Annotated in this window: 15 protein-coding genes; 3 read left to right on the top strand and 12 right to left on the bottom strand. The window is 73.3% G+C overall.

From position 1 onward, the window contains the following. Positions 1-278: 278 nt before the first annotated feature. Complete coding sequence (locus tag ABT127_RS02105) at positions 279-1,514, top strand: cytochrome P450 family protein (RefSeq protein ID WP_351443939.1); 1,236 nt, start codon at positions 279-281, stop codon at positions 1,512-1,514. Positions 1,515-1,520: 6 nt separating this feature from the next. Here the strand turns inward: ABT127_RS02105 and ABT127_RS02100 are convergent, their stop codons facing one another. The 7 genes from ABT127_RS02100 to ABT127_RS02070 form a co-directional block, all read right to left on the bottom strand. Continuing rightward, a complete protein-coding gene (locus ABT127_RS02100) occupies positions 1,521-2,492 on the bottom strand; it encodes a nucleoside triphosphate pyrophosphohydrolase (protein WP_351443937.1) in 972 nt (323 codons plus the stop codon). A 37-nt stretch (positions 2,493-2,529) separates the two neighbouring features. Further along, the gene (locus ABT127_RS02095; RefSeq protein ID WP_351443936.1) at positions 2,530-3,204 is read right to left on the bottom strand and encodes a SurA N-terminal domain-containing protein; all 675 of its coding nucleotides are present in this window, start codon (positions 3,202-3,204) and stop codon (positions 2,530-2,532) included. A gap of 146 nt (positions 3,205-3,350) precedes the next feature. Beyond that, entirely contained in the window at positions 3,351-4,202 is an 852-nt protein-coding gene (locus ABT127_RS02090) for a glycoside hydrolase domain-containing protein (protein ID WP_351443935.1), read from the bottom strand. Positions 4,203-4,243: 41 nt separating this feature from the next. After that, positions 4,244-4,993, bottom strand: coding sequence for a hypothetical protein (locus ABT127_RS02085; protein ID WP_351443934.1), 750 nt, complete (start codon positions 4,991-4,993; stop codon positions 4,244-4,246). A 179-nt stretch (positions 4,994-5,172) separates the two neighbouring features. Next, positions 5,173-6,741 (bottom strand): protein kinase domain-containing protein, encoded by a 1,569-nt coding sequence (locus tag ABT127_RS02080; protein ID WP_502971609.1) that lies wholly within the window; start codon positions 6,739-6,741, stop codon positions 5,173-5,175. Beyond that, positions 6,738-7,370, bottom strand: coding sequence for a hypothetical protein (locus ABT127_RS02075; protein ID WP_351443933.1), 633 nt, complete (start codon positions 7,368-7,370; stop codon positions 6,738-6,740). Before ABT127_RS02075 ends, ABT127_RS02080 begins: the two co-directional genes overlap by 4 nt. 121 nt (positions 7,371-7,491) lie before the next feature. Continuing rightward, the gene (locus tag ABT127_RS02070) at positions 7,492-9,597 is read right to left on the bottom strand and encodes an N-6 DNA methylase (protein WP_351443932.1); all 2,106 of its coding nucleotides are present in this window, start codon (positions 9,595-9,597) and stop codon (positions 7,492-7,494) included. A 203-nt stretch (positions 9,598-9,800) separates the two neighbouring features. Between ABT127_RS02070 and ABT127_RS02065 the strand changes: the two genes are divergently transcribed. Continuing rightward, positions 9,801-10,652 carry a DUF4190 domain-containing protein gene (locus tag ABT127_RS02065; protein WP_351443931.1) on the top strand — a complete coding sequence of 284 codons (852 nt, stop codon included), beginning with the start codon at positions 9,801-9,803 and terminating at the stop codon, positions 10,650-10,652. Positions 10,653-10,719: 67 nt separating this feature from the next. On the opposite strand, the gene ABT127_RS02060 is transcribed toward ABT127_RS02065, so the two are convergent. Next, positions 10,720-11,490, bottom strand: coding sequence for a GNAT family N-acetyltransferase (locus ABT127_RS02060; protein WP_351443930.1), 771 nt, complete (start codon positions 11,488-11,490; stop codon positions 10,720-10,722). A 4-nt stretch (positions 11,491-11,494) separates the two neighbouring features. Further along, positions 11,495-12,238: an HNH endonuclease family protein gene (locus ABT127_RS02055; RefSeq protein ID WP_351444054.1), complete on the bottom strand. Its 744-nt coding sequence runs from the start codon at positions 12,236-12,238 to the stop codon at positions 11,495-11,497. 203 nt (positions 12,239-12,441) lie between these two features. On the opposite strand from ABT127_RS02055, the gene ABT127_RS02050 reads away from it, so the two are divergent. Beyond that, entirely contained in the window at positions 12,442-13,059 is a 618-nt protein-coding gene (locus ABT127_RS02050) for a Uma2 family endonuclease (protein WP_351444053.1), read from the top strand. Between the two features lie 10 nt (positions 13,060-13,069). Here ABT127_RS02050 and mfd read toward each other — a convergent pair whose 3' ends face one another. The 3 genes from mfd to ABT127_RS02035 form a co-directional block, all read right to left on the bottom strand. Then, complete coding sequence (gene mfd, locus ABT127_RS02045) at positions 13,070-16,603, bottom strand: transcription-repair coupling factor (RefSeq protein WP_351443929.1); 3,534 nt, start codon at positions 16,601-16,603, stop codon at positions 13,070-13,072. A 133-nt stretch (positions 16,604-16,736) separates the two neighbouring features. Then, positions 16,737-17,621, bottom strand: coding sequence for a polysaccharide lyase (locus ABT127_RS02040; protein ID WP_351443928.1), 885 nt, complete (start codon positions 17,619-17,621; stop codon positions 16,737-16,739). Positions 17,622-17,701: 80 nt separating this feature from the next. Continuing rightward, entirely contained in the window at positions 17,702-19,444 is a 1,743-nt protein-coding gene (locus ABT127_RS02035; RefSeq protein WP_351443927.1) for a right-handed parallel beta-helix repeat-containing protein, read from the bottom strand. Positions 19,445-19,977: the final 533 nt, after the last annotated feature.

Here is a 19,977-nt window from a genome sequence, read left to right as displayed (position 1 = left end):
GGTGCCTGTTGTGCGTGTGTCGCGATGACTGGTGAACGTAGCGGGACTCGAACGCTTGTCACAAGTCGATGCAGCGTAGATCACGTCACCATCACAGATTTGACACAACGTCAGTTTTCAACCACCTGTGAGGGGTCGCGAACTGTGCGGCGAATAGGCCCGGTTCACGGCTTTTCAAGATCACGACAAACCGTCCCACGACGCCGCGCCGCCGATCCCGAGTGGCGCCGGTCACACGGGTTCCACCTGCACCGACCGCCCCCGGGTACGGTCGGGATGTGAACACCGCGCCCGCCCCCGAACTCTTCACCTGGGAGTTCGCCACCGATCCGTATCCCGCCTACGCCTGGCTGCGCGAGCACTCCCCCGTGCACCGCACCACGCTGCCCAGCGGCGTCGAGGCCTGGCTGGTGACGCGTTACGCGGACGCGCGCCAGGCGCTCGCGGACCAGCGGCTGTCCAAGAACCCGGTGCATCACGCGGACGACGCGCAGGGCAAGAGCAAGACCGGTATCCCCGGCGAGCGCAGCGCGGGCCTGATGACCCATCTGCTGAACATCGACCCGCCGGACCACACCCGGCTGCGGCGCCTGGTCTCCAAGGCCTTCACCCCGCGCCGGGTCGCCGAATTCGCCCCGCGCGTCCAGGAACTGACGGACGGCCTCATCGACGGCTTCGCCGCCCGGGGCAGCGCCGACCTCATCCACGAGTTCGCCTTCCCGCTCCCCATCTACGCCATCTGCGACCTGCTGGGCGTCCCGCGCGAGGACCAGGACGACCTGCGCGACTGGGCGGGCATGATGATCCGCCACGGCAAGGGGCCGCGCGGCGGGGTCGCCCGCGCCGTGAAGAAGATCCGCCGCTATCTCGCCGACCTCATCCACCGCAAGCGCCTCGGCGACGGCGACGACCTGATCTCCGGCCTCATCCGCGCCTCCGACCACGGCGAGCACCTCACCGAGGACGAGGTGGTGGCGATGTGCTTCGTGCTGCTCTTCGCCGGGTTCGAGACGACCATCAACCTCATCGGCAACGGCACCCACGCCCTGCTGCGCCACCCCGAGCAGCGGGCCGTCCTGCAGAGCGCCCTCGCCCGCGGCGAGCACGGACTGCTGGAGACGGGCGTGGAGGAACTGCTGCGCTTCGACGGGCCCGTGGAGATGGCGACCTGGCGGTACGCGACCGAGGACCTGGAGATCGGCGGGGTCGCGGTCGCCGAGGGCGACCCGGTGCTCGTGGTGCTGGCCGCGGCGGACCGGGACCCCGCCCGCTTCGACAGCCCCGACACCCTCGATCTGGCCCGCGGCGACAACAAGCACCTGGGGTACGGGCACGGGATCCACTACTGCATCGGCGCCCCGCTCGCCCGCCTGGAGGGGCACACGGCGCTGGCGACGCTGCTGACCCGGCTGCCGGACCTGCGCCTCGGCGAGGACCCCGCCGAGCTGCGCTGGCGCGGCGGGCTCATCATGCGGGGGCTGCGGACGCTGCCCGTGGAGTTCACCCCGCGCTGACCGGCCCTACAGCCCCTCGGCGGCGCGCACCGCGTCCCGGTAGGCGCGGGCCGCCGCCCGGAGCTCCGCTTCCGGGTCGATGCCGGACGCCTCGGCGCGCAGCGCCAGGGCCAGCAGTTCGTCGCCGACGCCCTCCCCGGCCGGGACCGGGACGTCCAGGCCCGCCGTGCGCACGCGCGAGCCGAGCTTCGCGGCGAGGGCCAGGCCCGGCTGGCCGACCGGCACGCCGTCCGTCACCGAGGCGCGCTGCTTCGACTCGGCCTTCTTGCGCAGCCAGATCTCCCGGACCTCCTCGGGGGTGGCCGCGCTCTCGTCGCCGAAGACATGGGGGTGGCGGTGGATGAGCTTGTCGACGATGGCGCCCGCCACGTCGTCGACGGAGAACGGCTCCTCGGGGTCCTCCTCCGCGATCCGGGCGTGGAAGACGACCTGGAGCAGCACGTCGCCCAGCTCCTCGCGCAGCTCGTCCCGGTCCCCGGCCTCGATCGCCTCGACCAGCTCGTAGGCCTCTTCGATGACGTACTTCGCCAGGTCCTCGTGGGTGCGCAGGGCCGACCAGGGGCAGGCCCGGCGGATGCGGTCCATGACCTGGACGAGGTCGAGGAGGCGGGCGCCCGGCAGGTCGTAGGAGCCGGGGAGGAGTTCGAGGGAGGGCATCGCGACGCGGCCGGAGCCGGCCAGCGCCGCCAGGCCGTCGGTGAGGCGGCGGTCGCCCTCCGCCGTGGTCAGCACGACGACGGTGCGGCCGCCGTCGGCGCAGCGCTCGACGAGGTCGCGGGCGGCGGGCGCGCCGAGGGTGACCTCGACGCCCGCTTCCTTCAGGTACGGCAGCTGCGGGTGCTCGGGGTCGGCGCAGAGCACGTCGTCGGCGGCGTGCAGGACCTGCCACGCCTGCCAGGAGAGCAGCCCGGGGGCGACCCGGTGGCTGGTGGTGAGCAGGACGACGCGGCCGGCGTCGGAAGAGGTGTCGTCGTTCACGCCTCGAACGTAACGCAGGCCGCCGACCGCATGCGTACTAGGCCGTCTGCTGCTGGTCCGCCGGCTGCTCCTGGGTGACCTGGGTCAGCCAGGGGGTCTTGGCGTCGACACGGCCCACCGTGCCGGTCTTGGTGACGCCCCAGCTGCCGTAGCGCGGGTTGAGGTCGATGTTCAGTTCCCTGGAGGCCCGGGAGAGCGCCTTCCAGAAGGCGGCCTGGCCCGCGGGGGTCTGGGTGTCGACGCCGAGCGACGTCGACAGTTTCTGCGCCTCGATCTCGGTGCGCAGCGACTCGGTGAGCCGCTTGGGCGCGACGTTGTACTGCTGGAGCCAGGCCGCCTCCAACTGCTTCGCGCCGCCCGCCTGTTGCTCCAGGCCCGCCCGCATCTGCTGCATCTCCCTGCGGGAGACGGAGACGCCGGCGTCGGTGGCGGCGCGGTGCAGCACCCGGTCCAGGACCATGGTGTGCAGGGTGTTGCGGGTGAGGCCGCCGGACTTGGCGACGGCCTGCTCGTACTGCGCACCGTCGGCGGTGACGTCCTGCTGTGCCCGGCGCACCTCGCTCACCCTGCTCTCCAGCTGGGAGACGGTGATGCGCTGGCCGCCCACGACGGCCGCGGCGCCGGGATGCGCCTCGCTTCCGCAGGCGGTGAGGACGGGGAGCGCGGCGACGGCGGCGGTGGACAGGACGAGCGCGGTACGGCGGCGGTGCAAGGTGGCCTCCCTGCGGCGAGTTTGTGCGTCGGTGCACAAAGTCCGGCGGTGATCGATGGTAGGAGGTGACCGCGGGCTCGGCCACCTATTCGACAACGATTCGTCGGGAGATGAGGTATCGCCCCCGGCCGCCGGACCCCGATGGCTCAGCCGACGACGGCGACCGGCGCGTCCCAGGCGTTGCGGTCCACCGTGATGGTGTAACTGCCGCGCTTCTCCTTGCTGTTGACCATGTACTGGTGGGCGCGGCTGTGGTCCGTGTAGAGCGTCTTCGACCACGGCCAGTCGGACGTGGTGGTGTTCACCTTGTCCCACTTGGCGTACCAGAGGTTGCCGGGCAGGTCGGTGCGGTCGGTGGCGGTGGCGATCGCGGCGGCGCTGGAGCTGGAGAAGCCGTAGTAGCCGGCCCGGTAGATCTTGCCGCGCAGCACCTTGTCGAAGGCGCGGACGTAGTTCAGGACCGCCTTGTTGCAGGAGCTGTTCGCGGTGTCGTACGGCTCCATGTCCAGGTAGATCGCGCTGCCCGCCTTCATGCCGAGCGCGGCGGACTTCGCCACGGCGTCCTTGCCGTCGGCGGTGCCGAGCGAGGCCGCGTCGGACGTGGTCATCTTCTCGTTGCGGGTGCCGGTCTGGCACGGCGGCTGGGCGCCCACGTAGAGCGGGATCAGCTTCCAGCCCTGCGCGCTGACCGTCTTGACCCAGGACGCGGTGAGGTTGGGCTGGGCGCAGCCGCGGTTCTTGCCGCCCACGTAGACGGCGGCCGCCCCGTAGAACCCGGTGTTCCAGGCCTTCATCGCGGCGGCCGAGGGCGCCGTGCAGGTGTCGAAGGCGCGGCCGGTGAACGTCTTCTGCGCGGGCCAGGCGGTGGCCGCGGACGCGGTGGTCGCGGCGAAGGCGCCACCGGCGACGACGAGGGCTCCGGCCGCGCCCCAGGCGAGGTGGCGGTTGCGCTTGGAGAGCCGGTGGCTGCCGGTCCTCTTGGACGTGCGTACGGTCATGCGGTTCCCACCCCTTGTTGTCCGTGCGTGGATGCGGCGGCCTACAGGCTGCCGGTCACTCGCTTCGCGAGCTTGCCGGCGGTGGCCGCGCCGTTGTCGTGGCCGTCCGTCGACATGACCGTGACGACCGAGGTGCCCGTGCGGACGGCGATCAGCGTCGTGCCGTTGTCCCAGGCCATGTCGGTGAGGGTGATCCGGTACGCGTCGTCGCCGAGCCCCGCGACCGCGGTGCCGGACACGTGCACGTCGGACCTGGTGTCCTTGTCCCGGTAGGTGTCGCAGGCGGCGACGGCCTTCACCAGGCGGGTCATGACGGCGGTGCCCGTCGTGCCCCGGAACTCGTCGATCTCCTGGGCGATGTCGGCGGTGGAGTCGGCGTTCACGTAGTCGTTCTGCGCGAAGGAGACGCCCTCGTCGCCGGTGATGGCGATCCAGCTGGTGCCGCCGAGCTTGGCGCAGTCCGGCTTCGCCACGGCGGCGGGGTCGCTGCTCGGCTCCTGGTACGTGGTGCCGGTGTCGCGGGCCGCGGACTTGTCCAGGGTGTAGCCGGCGCCGAAGAACGACGCGGGCGCGAGCGCCTTCTTCAGCCGGGCGCCGGTGGCCGGGCCCGCGTCGGGGTTCGCGGTCTTCGAGGTCTTCGCGGTCTTCGCGGTCTTCGCGGTGGAGGACGTCGCCGTGGTGCCGGCGCCGTCGGCGGAGTCGTCCGACGAGCACGCGGTCAGAGCGAGCGGGAGGACGGCGGCGGCACCGAGCAGGACGGCGGCCCGGGACATCCGGGATATCGAGCGCATGGAAGAGGTGTTTCTCGGGAGGAGTACGAGGAGGCGCCGGCAGGACCCGCCGGCAGAGAGGCGGGGTACGGGCACGCCGGGAGGCGGCACACTGCGAGCAAGCCGATCATGCCTGCTCGCACAGGTGTTGGACAGCGATCGGACAGTTCTTGACCGTCGGTTGTCCGGTTCTTTGCCGCTCAGCCCCTGACCTGCCCCAGCCACTGCAGGGTGCGGCGGACCTCGGAGGGGAACGGGTGGGCCGGGCCGTGCATCCGCTCCGCGTCGTGCAGCAGCCGGACCAGGGTCTCCTGGGCGGCTCCCCGGTCGCCGACGGCGAGCAGCAACTGCCCGATGCGGCGCCGCACTTCGAGGGCGAGCCGCAGGTCCGTGGTCGCGTACTGGTTCTCGTAGTACGGCAGCAGGGAGCGGTACTCGGCCAGCGCCGCGGCCGGTTCGCCGAGAGCTTCGAGGCACTGGGCGACCTCGTAGCGGAACTGGAGGGACTGCGGGTCGGCGTGGCCCGCCTCCGCGGCCCGCTCGTCGGCGAGGCGGCGCAGTTCGGGCAGGGCGCGGCGGTACTGGCCGTCGTCCATGAGCGTCGCCGCGTACTGCTTGCGCAGGGTACGGACGACGGGTGAGTGCTCGCCGTGCTGGGCGGCCGCGGCGGGCAGGATCGCGCCGAGGATGTCGACGGCCTGGGTGATGCGGCCCTCGCCGAGGAGGCGCTTGACCTCGTCGACGGCGCGGGCCACGTCGGGCCGGTCGCCCTGGACGTCGGAGCCCGCGGGCTGCGGCGCCGGGGTCACGGCCCGGTCGGGCCACGGGGCGTGCGGGCGCAGGAACGGGCGGGTGGGGTCGAGCGGGCGGCCGGTGGGCACGCCCCGCGCGGGCAGCAGCGGCAGCAGCTCCTCGTACGTCTGCTGGGCGGACGCCGGCCGGTGCTGCGGGTCCTTCGCGAGCAGCCGCAGGACGAGCTGCTCCAGCGCCTCGGGGACCTCGGGGCGCAGCTGGCGGACCGGGACCGGGGACTCGTACAGATGGCGGTGGAGGATGCCGAGGGCGGTGGTGCCCGCGAACGGGACGTCGCCACTGAGGAGTTCGTGGAGCAGCACGCCGAGCGCGTACAGGTCGGTGTACGGGCCGACGGCACCGCCCATCGCCTGCTCGGGCGCCATGTACGCGGGCGTGCCGATGGGTGAGCCGGTGTGGGTGAGGCGGGTGGTGTCAGTGTCGAGCACGGAGGCGACGCCGAGGTCGAGGACGGTGACGGTGCCGTCCTTCTTCACCATCACGTTGCGCGGCTTGAGGTCGCGGTGGACGATCGGCACCGCGTGCACGGCCGACAGCACGGCGCACAGCTGCGCGGCGATCGAGACCGCCCACTGCCACGGGTAGGGGTCGTGCTCGGCGAGGTGGTCGGCGAGGTCGGAGCCGTCGACGTACTGCATGACGAGGTACAGGAACGAGGCGCCGCCCTGGGTGCCCTCGGTGCCCGCGTCGTGCACGGTGACCAGGCCGGGGTGGTCGACCTGGGCGGTGACGCGGCACTCGCGCAGGAAGCGGCGGCGCAGCTCCTCGGCCTCGGCGCCCGCGACCCGGTCGGGGCGCACCAGCTTCACCGCGACACGGCGGTCCAGGCGCTGGTCGTACGCCGTCCAGACCTGGCCCATGCCGCCCTGGCCGATGAGCGAGGAGAGTTCGTAGCGGCCCGCGATGAGGTGGCCGCCGGTGGTGGGGAGCCCCGACAGAGAGGACAAAGCCGTCACCGACCGCCGTCCTGCTTGCGCAGGTAGTCGCTCAACTCGTCCAGCTCGGCGCGGACCTGGTCGATGCGCTGCGGGGGCTGGCCCTGGCCGTTCGGCTGGGGAGCGGGAGCGGGCGTGGGCGTGGGTGCGGGCGTGGGGTTGGGCAGGGGCGCGGTGCCGCCCGTCTGCGTGGTCATCCCGTGCACCGGCGGCGCGACGGGCGCCTGCGGGTACTGCTGGGGCTGCGGGTAGCCGTACACGGGCGGCGGCGGCTGCATGCCGTACGGCGCCGGGCCCACGGGCAGCGGGTTGCTGCGGACGGAGCGGATGTCGCCGACCAGGTAGTACGTGATCGAGACGACCATGTTCACGAGCATGAGGCCCATCGCGGTGTTGCCCCACCAGGTGGTGAACTCCTCGGCGCCCGGGTCGCTGATCACCCCCGCCCAGCAGAGCAGCTGGACCGCGGCGACACCGGCGAAGACGCCCCAGTCGACCTTCCTGCGGGTGGTCACGGCGAGCCGGAGCACCGGCACGAACGCCAGGAAGCCGCACGACAGTACGGCGATGGCCACGAAGAGCACGCGCAGACCCGCCTGCGCTCCGGACGAGGGGAGCCTGGGCGGAGGCGCGTAGCCGTGGCCGTGCATGGATGCTCCTGCTGGTTGTGGCTGGTGTTCGAACCGCGTGCTCCATCGAGCGTATAGGCCGACTGCGACAACCGGCCCAGGGTTGTACCGAACCGTTGTGGACCTGCTCACCCGGTGGCGCTCACTCCGGTGCGAGCGTGCCGTCCGTCAGACCGTCGTGGAGGCCCTGGACGAGCTGTTCGCCGAGCCGGGAGGCGAGCCGCAGCGCGTCCTCGAAGGCGGCCAGCGCCTTGAACCGCTCGCCGTACCCGGCCTGTTCGGGCAGCGGAAGGCGCGGCAGTTGCAGCCGGCGCACGTCGAGCCGGGTCGCCGTGGAGGCGTAGCTGCTGGCCTGCCGGTTGTTGGCGGTGGAGCGCAGGAACCCGGCGACGAACCAGGGGTCGAGCGCGGCCGGGTCGGGGCGCAGCAGGGCGAGACCGCGACCGAGGGCGGCGCCCGCGGTGTCCCCGTCGACGACGCGGGCGGTGGCGCCGCCGCCGACGACGGGCACGACGACGTCCCCGGCCCGCAGCAGGAACGGCTCGTCGTCCCCGGTGAAGGTGCCGGAGGGGGCGGCGCCGGTGAGGACGTCGTGGTCGGTGAGGACGGGGACCGCCGTGCGCGCGGGCCCGCCGGCGCGGGAGTCGGCCCCGGATGCGGCCGGGGTGCGCAGGAACAGGGCTCCCGCGCGCGCGAGTTCACCGACCGTGGTCAGCGGCCAGCGGGCCGGTTCGCCGGCGGGGACGGCGGAGTCCGGGGTGAGCTTCGTGGTGAGCCGGAGGGTCCCGGCGAGGTCCTCGCGCACGGCGGTCAGTTCGGCGGCGCCGCCCCCGCCCGCGGCCGGCGGGGGCAGCCGGCGGGCGGGCGCGAGGTCGACCTCGTCGTCGAGGAGTTCGATGACCGGCACCGAGCGGGCCACTCCGGGGCGCTCCTTCAGCGTTCCGGCGCGGTCGAAGGTGTGCCAGGCGTCGAGCACGGCGTCCTGCACGGCGGCCCACGCCTGCTTCTCGCGCACGTCGCCGGGGGCGGCCAGCGAGGTGGTGTCGACGAGCAGCAGTTCGGGGGCCGGGCCCGGCGCGGCCGCGCCTGCGGGCCTGCGCAACACCCACAGGTGCAGCGGGATGTTGTTCGGCGGGACCGCGCCGGCGGGCAGCGCGATCACCGCGCGCAGGGCGCCGCGGCGCAGCAGGTCGGCGCGGATCCGGCGGCCCGAGCGGCGGGAGGCGACGGTCGGCGGCATCAGCAGGACCGCGGTGCCGCCGTCCCTGAGGCGGGCCAACGCGTGCTGCACCCAGGCCAGTTCGGACTCGGTGCGGGCGGGGAAGCCGTACTCCCAGCGCGGGTCGTAGGCCAGCTCGTCGTGGCCCCAGCCGCGCTCGTTGAACGGCGGGTGGGCGAGGACCACGTCGGCGGTGACGTCGCCGAGCGCGTCGGCGAGCAGGGTGTCGGCGGCGGCGGTGCGCACGGTGGGGCCCTCGCCCTCCCCCGCGGGCCCGTCGAGGGCGAGCCGCAGGGCGGTCAGCGCGGCCAGTTCGGGGGCCGAGTCCTGGCCGTAGAGCCGCTGTTCGGAGCGGCTGCCGTGGGTGCGCACGGCGTGCAGCAGGGCGCCGGTTCCGCAGGCCGGGTCCAGCGCGGTGGCGGCGGGTCCGGCGAGGGCGGCCATCAGTGCGGCGGGTCCGGGCGGCGTCAGTGTGTACTGGCGCGGGTTCGCGTCCAGGTGGCGGCCGAGCAGGAACGCGAAGGCGCGGCGGGCGCCGGTGTCCGCGGCGAGTTCGGCGGCGCCGCGCAGCAGCGGCACGGACGGGACGAGGGCGGCGGGCCCCGGTGTCGTGAGGGCGCGCTCGGCGGGCGGCCCGAAGCGGGGGGTGAGGACGCCTTCGAGGGCGGCCGACAGCCGCTCGGCGAGACCGTGGTCGTCCGTCGTGGCGCTCAGGGCGAGCCATTCGGTGGGCCGGTCGTGCACGAGCAGCAGGACGCTTCCGGCGTGCAGCAGCGCGGTGACCGGGCCCGCGGGGTGTCCGGCGAGCTGCTGCCAGACGCGCTCGCGCAGCGGCACCTCGGCGAGCTTGCCCTGGGCGCGCAGCCATTCCTCGACCTCGGCGAGCCCGAAGGAGGGGCTGGTGTCGGTGCCGCCCACGGGCTTGGGGAAGTCGGCGTGGCGGCGCCGCCAGTTGGAGACCGCGGCCCGGCCGACCCCGGCGAGCCGGGCGATTCCGGCGGCCGTCACCTCTGTCGCGTTGTCCTGCACCGCTTCGGCTCCCCTCGTGGCATGGCGTGTACACCGGAGCCTACCGACCTCCACCTAAGAACCGCATTCACAGGTGTTCACATTAAAAATCCTGTGTACGCGGTTGACTCGGTTCACAGATGATGGTGTTCTTGACCCAGCCAACCGCCGGATACACGGAAAGCCGGGGGGAGGTTGGCGTCTCTCATCTCGGAGGAACTGTCATGTCTCACACCCAGCCCCAGCAGCACCCGCAGTACCCGCCGTTCCAGCAGCCGCAGCACCAGCCGCAGCAGGTCGCGCGGAACGGGCTGGGGACGGCGGCGCTGATCCTGGGCATCATCGGCGCCCTGTCCGGGGTGATCCCGATCCTGTTCTGGCTGGCCGGTGTCCTCGGCGTGATCGCCCTGATCCTGGGCCTGACGGGCAAGGCCCGCGCCAAGCGCGGCGAGGCGACGAACAAGGGGGTGGCGCTGGCCGGCGCGATCCTCGGCCTGATCGCGATGGGCCTCGCGGTCTTCGGCGCGTACACCACCTTCAAGGCGGTCGGCGACGCGGTCGACGAGATCAACAAGTCGGTGTCGGACACCAAGGCCAAGGACACGAAGGCCGACGGCAAGGCCGACGGCGCGGCGGGCGCGGGCAAGGGCGACACGAAGGACAAGGACGAGAAGCCGGCCGCGGGCAAGACGCTCGACGCGGGCGACTCCGTGATCTACGACGACGACCTGACGGTGTCCGTGTCGAACGCGGTGGCGTTCAACCCGAGCGAGTACGCCGCGGGCCACACCAAGGGCAACAAGGCCTACAAGGTCACCGTCACGGTCACCAACGACAGCAAGGCGAAGTTCGACGCGACGCTGCTCACCGCCGACGCCCGCGCCGGCAAGGACGGCGTGACCGCCGAGGCGATCTTCGACGACAAGGTCGGCGCGGGCTTCAACGGCACGGTCCTGCCCGGCAAGAAGGCGACCGTCGTCTACGCCTTCGACGCCCCGGCGGACGCCAGGAACCTGACGGTCGAGGTCACGCCGAGCTTCGAGTACGACGGCACGCAGTGGGACCTGAAGCTGTAACGCTCAGAACGCCCGAGGGGGGCGGACGGTGCGGCACGCGCTCACGGCGCGTGCCGCACCGGTGTGTTCACAGCGCGTGCCGCATCCACACGTTCGGCTCGACATAGACGGCGTGGTCGAGGCCAGGCGCGCAGTGCACCGGGACCAGCGCGCCGGGCACCTCGACGGGACCCGCCGTGTCGAAGGGGAGGCCGGTCCAGGCCCGCCACTGGGCGAGCGAGCCGGACACGGTCATCGAGGCGGGCGCCACCTTCTCGATCACGGCACCCGCGCGGACGTGCACCCGCAGCCACGGGTCGTGCGGCAGCCCGTCCGCGTCCCGTACCCGGTACGCGTACTCGCTCATCGGCGCGGCAGGTTCCCGGTGCTTGGCGCTGGGCCGGACCGGCGCGACGACCTGACGGAAGCCGCGCGAGCGCGCGTTCTCCCGCATCGCCGAGAGCATCCGCCCCGACAGGCCCTTGCCCTGCATCTCCGGCACGATCGTGATCTCGACGGCGCTGACCGTGTCGGGGACGACCCCGCGCTCCCGGTCGGCGAACGCCCACTGGAGCACCTGGTCCCAGCCCCGGTCGGGAAGCTCCCCGCGCCCTTCGGCGTGCAGCGCGAACGGCACGCTGAACCCCCGTGCCACGACCTGTCCTTCGGCGTCCGTCGCGACGAGCACGTACTCGGGCAGTTCGTCGCGCACGCGGTGCATCAGCAGGGCGCCGACCGGGTCGTGCGGCACGAAGACCGGCCAGTTGTCGGGCATCGCCCACACCGGTCCGGCCAGGTCGGGCCGGTCGGCGAGGGTCGTGATGGTCAGGCCGTCGTGCGGCCGGGGTGGTGCGTCCATGGGGTCATCGTGCATGGAAGCGCGAGGGTGCCGCAGTCGAATTACCGCCGGTGGGGAGCTTCTGGTCGGGGCAGGTGTTCAGCACCTTCTTCATGGCGTCGCGCTCGGCGCCGGTCACCCACAGCCCGTACTTCTTCTTCACGGCGACCTGCCCGGCGACATAGGTGCAGCGGTAGCCCTTGTTGGGCGGCAGCCAGGTCGCGGTGTCGCCGTCGCCCTTGCTGCGGTTGGGGGTCGCGTCGACGGCGAGCAGGTTCAGCGGGTCGTTGGCGAGCGCGATGCGCTTGCTCGGGTCCCACTTGAAGGCGCCCTTCTGCCAGGCGTCGGAGAGCGCGACGAGGTGGTCGATGTCGACCTTGCTGCTGCCGCGCTTGAAGGTGACGTCCTTGCCGCTGTACGGGTCCGGGGCGAGCGAGCCGCCCGCCACCTTGCACTTGCCGTCGGTGAACCGGACGTCCTTCAGGTCCCGCTTCAGGATGTCGTCGCGGGTGTCGCAGCTGTTGGAGTCGGTGTCGGCCCAGGCGGTGCCGAATCGTTCCCGCGCGTAACCGGTCTTGGGCGCGCGGCCCTTGACGGTGAGCGAGTCGACGGCGGCCAGCGCACTGCCCGCCTTGCCCTGCGCCCCGGACCCCGGATTCCCGCCCCCGCTGCCGCTTCCGTCCTTGTCCGTGTCCAGATCGGCCTTGCAGCCGGTGACCGCCACGGCGGCCAGCACGACGGCCACCACTCCCCGCCCCGCGCCTCGCATCACGACACCCCTCCCCTGTGCACACTTATGGTCCAAGCCGTCCCGGTCAGGCCGGTTCACGGTATCGAATGCCCCGCGTCCCCCCGGGGATGCGGAAGGGCCCGTGCAAGCCGTACGGCCCGTCACCCGTTTCGGCGATCCGTCCGCGGAGGCCTCCGAGTACGCTGGCCGTACGCGCCAGACTCCGTCGCATGGGAGCGCTGATGAGCCCCGCCGCCGACAACGAGCCGCAGCAGACGCCGCCGGAGCCCCCGTGGCCCACGCCGCCGCTCGGCGGCTGGACGGCCGACGACCTCGACACGATTCCGGGCCTCCCTCCGCACACAGAGATGATCGACGGAGGCCTGTTCCTCGGGAGTCCGCAGAGCAATTTCCACATGCTCACTCTGCGCCTGCTGGAGCGTGCGTTCGAGGATCAGGCACCCGAGGATCTGCTGGTGGTCCGCGAGATGACCACGAAGATCGACAAGCGCAACCGTCCTGAGCCGGACCTCATGCTGGTGCCGGACGAGGCATTCACCGGCCCCTCCCAGACCTGGTACTCCCCGTCCGACATCCTCCTGGCCGTCGAGATCGTCTCCCCCCACTCGGAGGAGCGCGACCGCGAGATCAAGCCCCGCAAGTACGCGGGCGCGCGCATCCCCCACTTCTGGCGCGTCGAGGAGAACGGCGGCCTGCCCGTCGTCTACGTGTACGAACTCGACCCCGCGACCAACTCCTACGCGGTCACCGGCATCCACCACGACCGTCTGAAGGTCACCGTCCCCTTCACGCTCGACATCGACCTGACGCCGCGCCGGCGGCGCGCGGCGTCGGACTGACGGCCCGGCGTCACGACCCCAGGATCGTCGTCAGGAACTCGCCGACCCAGGCCAGCAGTTGGCGGCCGACCAGCGGCTTGCCGCCGACCTTGGCCGTCTTCGGGCGCGGGACCAGGATCTGGTGGGTGGTCGGCTTGATGACCGTGCCGGGGTAGAGGCGCTTCAGCCGCAGCTCCTGGGACTCCCGCAACTCCACCGGCGCGAAGCGGATGTTGTTGCCCTGGAGGACGATCTCGGCGACGCCGCAGCCGCGGGCCAGCATGCGCAGGCCCGCGACGAGCAGCAGGTTCTCCACCGGTTCGGGCAGCTTGCCGTAGCGGTCGGTGAGTTCCTCGCGGACGTGGGTGACGTCCTCCTCGGAGTTGGCGGAGGCGATGGAGCGGTAGGCCTGGAGGCGCAGCCGCTCCCCCGGCGCGTAGTCGTGCGGGACGTGCGCGTCGACCGGTAGCTCGATCTTGACCTCCAGCGGCGGCTCCTCCTCGACACCGCCTTCGAGGGAGGCGCGGTAGTCCGCGACGGCCTCGCCGACCATGCGCACGTACAGGTCGAAGCCGACCCCGGCGATGTGGCCGGACTGCTCGCCGCCGAGCAGGTTGCCCGCGCCGCGGATCTCCAGGTCCTTCATCGCCACGTACATGCCCGCGCCCATCTCCGTGTGCTGCGCGATGGTCGCGAGGCGCTCGTGGGCGGTCTCCGTGAGCGGCTTCTCCGGCGGGTACAGGAAGTACGCGTAACCGCGGTCGCGGCCACGGCCGACGCGGCCGCGCAGCTGGTGCAGCTGGGAGAGGCCGAAGTTGTCACCGCGCTCGACGATGAGCGTGTTGGCGTTCGAGATGTCGATGCCGGACTCGACGATCGTCGTGGAGACGAGGACGTCGAACTTCTTCTCCCAGAAGTCCACGACCACCTGTTCCAGGGCCTGTTCGGACATCTGGCCGTGGGCGGTCGCGATGCGCGCCTCGGGCACGATCTCGCGCAGCCGGGCCGCCGCGCGGTCGATGGACTCGACGCGGTTGTGGATGTAGAAGACCTGGCCCTCGCGCAGCAGCTCGCGGCGGACGGCCGCGCCGATCTGCTTCTCCTCGTACGGGCCGACGAAGGTGAGGACCGGGTGGCGCTCCTCGGGCGGGGTGGTGATCGTCGACATCTCGCGGATGCCGGTGACGGCCATTTCGAGCGTACGGGGGATGGGGGTCGCGGACATGGTCAGCACGTCGACGTTGGCCCGGAGCTTCTTCAGCTGCTCCTTGTGCTCGACGCCGAACCGCTGCTCCTCGTCGACGATGACCAGGCCCAGGTCCTTGAACTTGGTCTCGGAGGAGAACAGCCGGTGGGTGCCGATGACGATGTCGACCGAGCCGTCGCGCAGCCCCTCCAGGGTCGCCTTGGACTCGGTCTCCGTCTGGAAGCGGCTCAGCGCCTTCACGCTGACCGGGAACTGGGAGTAGCGCTCGGAGAACGTGCCGAAGTGCTGCTGGACGAGGAGGGTCGTGGGCACGAGGACCGCGACCTGCTTGCCGTCCTGGACCGCCTTGAAGGCGGCGCGCACCGCGATCTCGGTCTTGCCGTAGCCGACGTCGCCGCAGATCAGGCGGTCCATCGGGACCGTCTTCTCCATGTCCTCCTTGACCTCGGCGATCGTGGTCAGCTGGTCGGGCGTCTCCGCGTACGGGAACGCGTCCTCCAGCTCGCGCTGCCAGGGCGTGTCCGCGCCGAAGGCGTGCCCGGGGGCCGCCATGCGGGCCGAGTACAGCTTGATGAGGTCGGCGGCGATCTCCTTGACGGCCTTCTTGGCGCGCGCCTTCGTCTTGGTCCAGTCGGCGCCGCCGAGCCGGTGCAGCGTGGGCGCCTCGCCACCGACGTACTTGGTGATCTGCTCCAGCTGGTCGGTGGGGATGTAGAGGCGGTCGCCGGGCTGGCCGCGCTTGGCGGGCGCGTACTCGACGACGAGGTACTCGCGGGTCGCGCCCTGGACGGTGCGCTGCACCATCTCGATGTAGCGGCCCACACCGTGCTGCTCGTGCACGATGTAGTCGCCGGATTCGAGGGTGAGCGGGTCGATGGTCTTGCGGCGCCGCGCGGGCATCCGCTGGCCGTCCTTGCCGGCCGCCCTCTGTCCGGTGAGGTCGGTCTCGGTGAGGACGGCGACCTTCAACTCCGGGTGCACGAAGCCGTGTTCGAGGCTGCCGCAGGACACCTGGACGACGGAGGGCGCCAGGTCGCCCAGATCCTTCTCCAGGCGGGCGGCGATGCCCTCGCCGCCGAGCACCTCGACGGTGCGGGAGGCGGGGCCGTGCCCCTCGGTCACGTAGACCGCGCGCCACCCGTCGGCGAGCCAGCCCTTGGTGTCGGCCAGGGCGCGGGCGGTGTCGCCCCGGTACGTCTCGGGGGCGTGCAGGCCGAGCTGGAGCGTGTCCGTGTCGAGGCCGGAGGCGTCCGCGGCGAACGGCGACACCGACCACCACATCATGCCCAGCTCGCGGGCCCGCTCCCGGACGTCGGCGATGGAGCGCAGCGAGGCCGCGCCCACGTCGATCGGGGCCTCGCCGCCGGTCGCGGACGCCGCCCAGGACGCCTGGAGGAACTCCTGCGAGGTCGCCACCAGGTCGGCGGCCCGGGTGCGCACCCGCTCGGGGTCGCAGACGACCGCCATGGCCCCGTCGGGGAGCACGTCGATCAGCAGTTCCATCTCGTCGACGAGGACGGGGGCGAGGGACTCCATGCCCTCGACGGCGATGCCCTCGGCGATCTTGCCGAGGAGTTCGCCCAGCTCAGGGTGTTGTTCCGCCAGGTCAGCCGCTCTGGCGCGGACGTCGTCGGTGAGCAGCAGCTCGCGGCAGGGCGGCGCCCACAGGCCGTGCTCGGCGACCTCCAGGGAGCGCTGGTCGGCGACCTTGAAGTAGCGGATCTCCTCGACGTCGTCGCCCCAGAACTCCACGCGCAGCGGGTGTTCCTCGGTCGGCGGGAAGACGTCGAGGATGCCGCCGCGCACGGCGAACTCGCCGCGCTTCTCGACGAGTTCGACGCGGGCGTAGGCGGCTGCGGCGAGCGCTTCCACCGTCTCGTTCAGATCGGCGGACCCACCGGAGCGCAGCGCCACGGGCTCCAGGTCTCCGAGGCCCTTGACCTGCGGCTGGAGCACCGAGCGGATCGGGGCGACGACCACCGAGACCGGGCCGGTCTCGGGGTCGTCGGCACGCGGGTGGCGCAGGCGGCGCAGCACGGCGAGGCGGCGGCCGACCGTGTCCGAGCGCGGGGAGAGGCGCTCGTGCGGCAGCGTCTCCCAGGACGGGTACTCCACGACGCCGTCGGCGGGCAGCAGCGAGCGCAGCGCCGCCGCCAGGTCCTCGGCCTCCCGGCCGGTCGCGGTGACGGCGAGCACGGGCCGCTTCGCCTCGCGGGCGAGCGCGGCCACCGTGAAGGGGCGGGACGCGGGCGGGCCCACCAGGTCGATGTGCATGCGGTTGCCGTCACCCGCGGCCTTCACCGCTTCGGTGAGGGCCGCGTCCTTGACGACGGCGTCGAGCAGTCCGTGCAGGCTCATGGGGGCCTTGGCCTTTCCCGTCCGGGGTGGGCAACGCAAAGGGCCCGACACGTCTCACGGGCCGGGGTTCTCCAGAGTACGTCGCCGGACGGACAGTCGCCGGACAGGGCCGGGGCGGCCCCGGGCACAGGCCCTAGGGGAGACCGGGCGGCGGGCCGATGGGGCGGCGCGCGACGGTGAACGCGGTGAAGTCCGCGTACTGCGTGCGGGGGGTGGCCCAGCTGGGGTCGCCGCCGCCGAAGAACGTCGAGAAGAAGACACCGGCGATGCGCAGCTCGTCCGTGGTGCGGAACTCCAGGCCGTCGCGGGCGAGCACCCGGCGCCCGTCGAGGTCCACGGTGACCGAGCCGTCGCGGTGCCCGGAGCGGTTGAGGACCACGGCCTGTTCGACGCAGGTCCAGCGGCCGACCGGCCAGGACCAGGAGCCGCGGCCGAGCGAGGTGCCGTGCACCTTCGACGTGGGCAGGTACGCGTACACCTCGCCGCGGCCGCCGGAGCGCCACATGTAGCGGGTGGACAGGCCGTCGTCGCCGTCGGGGATGTGCCCGCCGCTGGTGGCCGTCCCCCCGTAGAGGCCGGGCAGCTTGCCGCCCTTGACGAAGTCGAAGCCGGCCGGGAAGCGCAGGCAGTACCGCAGGTGCAGCCGGTCGACGGGCCCGGAGCGCAGCGGCAGGTAGAGCTGGACGCCGCCCTCGGGCCGGTCGTAGGTGCGGGCCACCGTCGGGCTGGCCGAGCGGGCCGGGTACCTGACCCGCAGGACCGGGCCCGGCACCGGCCCGCCGCCGGCCAGCAGCTCGGCCCGGTCGAGGCCGAACGACCCGCCGTGCCGGGCGCTGACCTGCGCCCCGAAGAACCCGGCCACGGCCCGCGCGCCACCGGTGGGCGGCGGGCCCGTCCCGGGGGTGGGCGGGGGCGTGGGGGTGCCCGTCGGGTGGTCGTCCTTCGAGTCCGACGAGCACCCGACGAGGACCGCTCCGGCCGCGGCGGCCCCCGCCGCCATGAACTGCCGCCTTCGCATGGCTGCCCCTCTCTGTGCCCCCGTTCTCCGCGCCCCGTTCTCCGTGCGCCCGTTCTCTGCCCCCGTTTCCCCGTACGCCGTCAGGCGGTGTTGCGGACGTGGCCCGCGACCCGCGGCGGCGCGGTCCTGCGGTGCCGGACCTGGTGGACGGTCTGCAGCAGCACCGCGAGACCGAGCGCGACCAGCGCGGCGAGGCCGAGCCAGGGGAAGGGCGGCAGGCTGATCTCGGTGGCGTCGTCCCGGTGCACCGAGCCGTCCCCGGAGATCGCGACGGCCGCCCGCACCCGGGAGTCGGTCAGGTCGAGGCGGGCACCCGCCTCGGCGTCGACGCCCTTGCGGCGGGCCAGCACGTCCAGGCCGACCGCGGTGACCCGTGCGCGCGGGGCGAGGTGCACCCCGCGGCGGGCCTCGCTGACCTCGAGCCGGTCCAGGCGGGCCGAGCCGCGCAGGTCCACGGCCGTCCGGGCGCCGGTGACCGAGCCGCCGCTGACCCGCAGCCCCGGTGACGCCGAGGACAGCCCCTTCACGGTGGCGCCGCCGATCCGCACCCCGGACAGGGACACGCCCCGGGTCGTCCCGGACGCGGTGACCCCGAACCGGTGGGCCCGCACGTCGAGGTCGCGCAGCGCGACGGGACCGGCCCGGCCGCGCACGGCGACGCCGGTGACGCAGTCGTCGAGCGCGGTGCCGTCGACGACGACGTGCGCTCCGGCGACCTCGACGGCCCGCGCGAAACCGGTCGCCCGGCCGCCGTGGACGGTCGCGCCGCCGATGCCCGCGGCCAGCGAGATTCCCGTACCGCTGCCGTCACCGGCCAGGTCGGGCTCGCTCACCGTCACCCGGGAGTCCGCGCCGAGCACGGCGATCGCGGCCGCCGTCGCCCGGACCAGGGGACTGCGGACGGTGCAGGAGGCGCAGGACATCAGCCGGATGCCACCGCTGCCGTCGCCGTACGCGACCGGGTCGTCCAGGACGAGGCCGCGCTGGGGTGTCGTCTTGATGCCCGTGCCACGGTTGGCGCGGGTGGCGACACCGGTCAGGACGCGGCCGTCGGTGCCGCCCACGACGACTCCGTGCCGCCCGCCGGCCACGGCGGACAGGGCGTGCACCGTGGTGCCGCGGTCCGCGTTCAGGACGACGCCGTCCTCGGCCGACCCGGTCACGGTGACCCGGTCGAGCCGGACCCCGCGGGAGCCGTTGAGCCGCAGCCCGGTGCGGTTGCCGCGGAACACCGAGGCGACGGCGCTGCCGGTGCTGCCCCGGGCCCAGGTGACCCCGGAGCCCGCGGCGGGGCCGGGGCGGCCGAACCCGGTGACGGTCGAGCGCACGATGTCCATCCGGCCGCCCGCGCCCATCGCCAGATAGGGCCGCACGGGCCCCGGTCCGGCCGAGCGGAGGGCGGCGCCGGCCAGGTCGAGGACGGCGCGCGAGCCCTTGATCCAGGTGCCGGACGCGAACAGGACGGTGCCGTCGGCGGGCCGGATCTGCAGGGCGCTGCCCGGCGCGAGCAGAATCGCCGCGCGCACCCGCATCGTGGGGTGCCGTCCCGGCCGGTACGTGATCCAGCCGGTCCCCGCGTTGGCGGAGAGCCACCCCGGGGTGACGGCGCCGGGGCCCGGGTACAGCCGCCGCACCACGGCCCCGCGCCGCACCAGGGCGACGGTGCCGGGCCGCAGCACGACCAGCCGCTCCGGCCTGCCGTTGCGCGCCCAGGCCGCGACATCGGGATCGCCTCCCTTGCGGGCGGCTCCGGGCGGCGGCTTCCGGCCCGGGTCCGGAACCTCGGGAGCCCGGGTCGGCGCCGTCGGCACCCGCGTCGGCAACGTCGGAGCCGACGACTGCGTCGGCCTGGGCGGGACCGAGGGGTCCGGGCGGTACGTGGGTTGCACCGGAGCCGAACTCGGCGGCTCCGGGTCACGGGTCGGCTCCACCGGGGCGGAGGTCGGCGGCTCCGGGTCACGGGTCGGTTCCACCGGGGCCGAACTCGGCGGGTCCGGATCACGGGTCGGTTCCACCGGGGCGGAGGTCGGCGGCTCCGGATCACGGGTCGGCTCCCCCGGACCCGACGTCGGAGGCTCCGGATCACCGGTCGGCTCCCCCGGAGCGGAGGTCGGCACCGGATCACCGGGCTCCCCGGTCGGCTCCCCCGGCCCCGAAGTCGGCTCCCCCGGATCCCCGGTCGGCTCCCCCGGCCCCGAAGCTGCCCCACCCGGTTCGGCGGAGCTCCCCGCAGACCCCGGCGCCCCGGCGAACGCCGTCACCCCCGGCGACGCGACGCCCGGCACCACCACGGGTGCGGCCAGCAGCGCGGCGCCCACGATCCCGAGCGCCGCGTTCCGCAGGACCGCACCCGGGG

This window comes from Streptomyces sp. NPDC001904, assembly GCF_040297005.1.
Lineage (GTDB): Bacteria > Actinomycetota > Actinomycetes > Streptomycetales > Streptomycetaceae > Streptomyces.
Note: the sequence above shows the minus strand (reverse complement) of the source record. Positions and strands in the feature narration are given on the sequence as shown.

Coding starts and splice junctions, on each gene's coding strand:
- ABT127_RS02090 (WP_351443935.1), bottom strand. CDS start 4,202: ATGACCGTACGCACGTCCAAGAGGACCGGCAGCCACCGGCTCTCCAAG.
- ABT127_RS02085 (WP_351443934.1), bottom strand. CDS start 4,993: ATGCGCTCGATATCCCGGATGTCCCGGGCCGCCGTCCTGCTCGGTGCC.
- ABT127_RS02075 (WP_351443933.1), bottom strand. CDS start 7,370: ATGCACGGCCACGGCTACGCGCCTCCGCCCAGGCTCCCCTCGTCCGGA.
- ABT127_RS02065 (WP_351443931.1), top strand. CDS start 9,801: ATGTCTCACACCCAGCCCCAGCAGCACCCGCAGTACCCGCCGTTCCAG.
- ABT127_RS02060 (WP_351443930.1), bottom strand. CDS start 11,490: ATGGACGCACCACCCCGGCCGCACGACGGCCTGACCATCACGACCCTC.
- ABT127_RS02055 (WP_351444054.1), bottom strand. CDS start 12,238: ATGCGAGGCGCGGGGCGGGGAGTGGTGGCCGTCGTGCTGGCCGCCGTG.
- ABT127_RS02050 (WP_351444053.1), top strand. CDS start 12,442: ATGAGCCCCGCCGCCGACAACGAGCCGCAGCAGACGCCGCCGGAGCCC.
- mfd (WP_351443929.1), bottom strand. CDS start 16,603: ATGAGCCTGCACGGACTGCTCGACGCCGTCGTCAAGGACGCGGCCCTC.
- ABT127_RS02040 (WP_351443928.1), bottom strand. CDS start 17,621: ATGCGAAGGCGGCAGTTCATGGCGGCGGGGGCCGCCGCGGCCGGAGCG.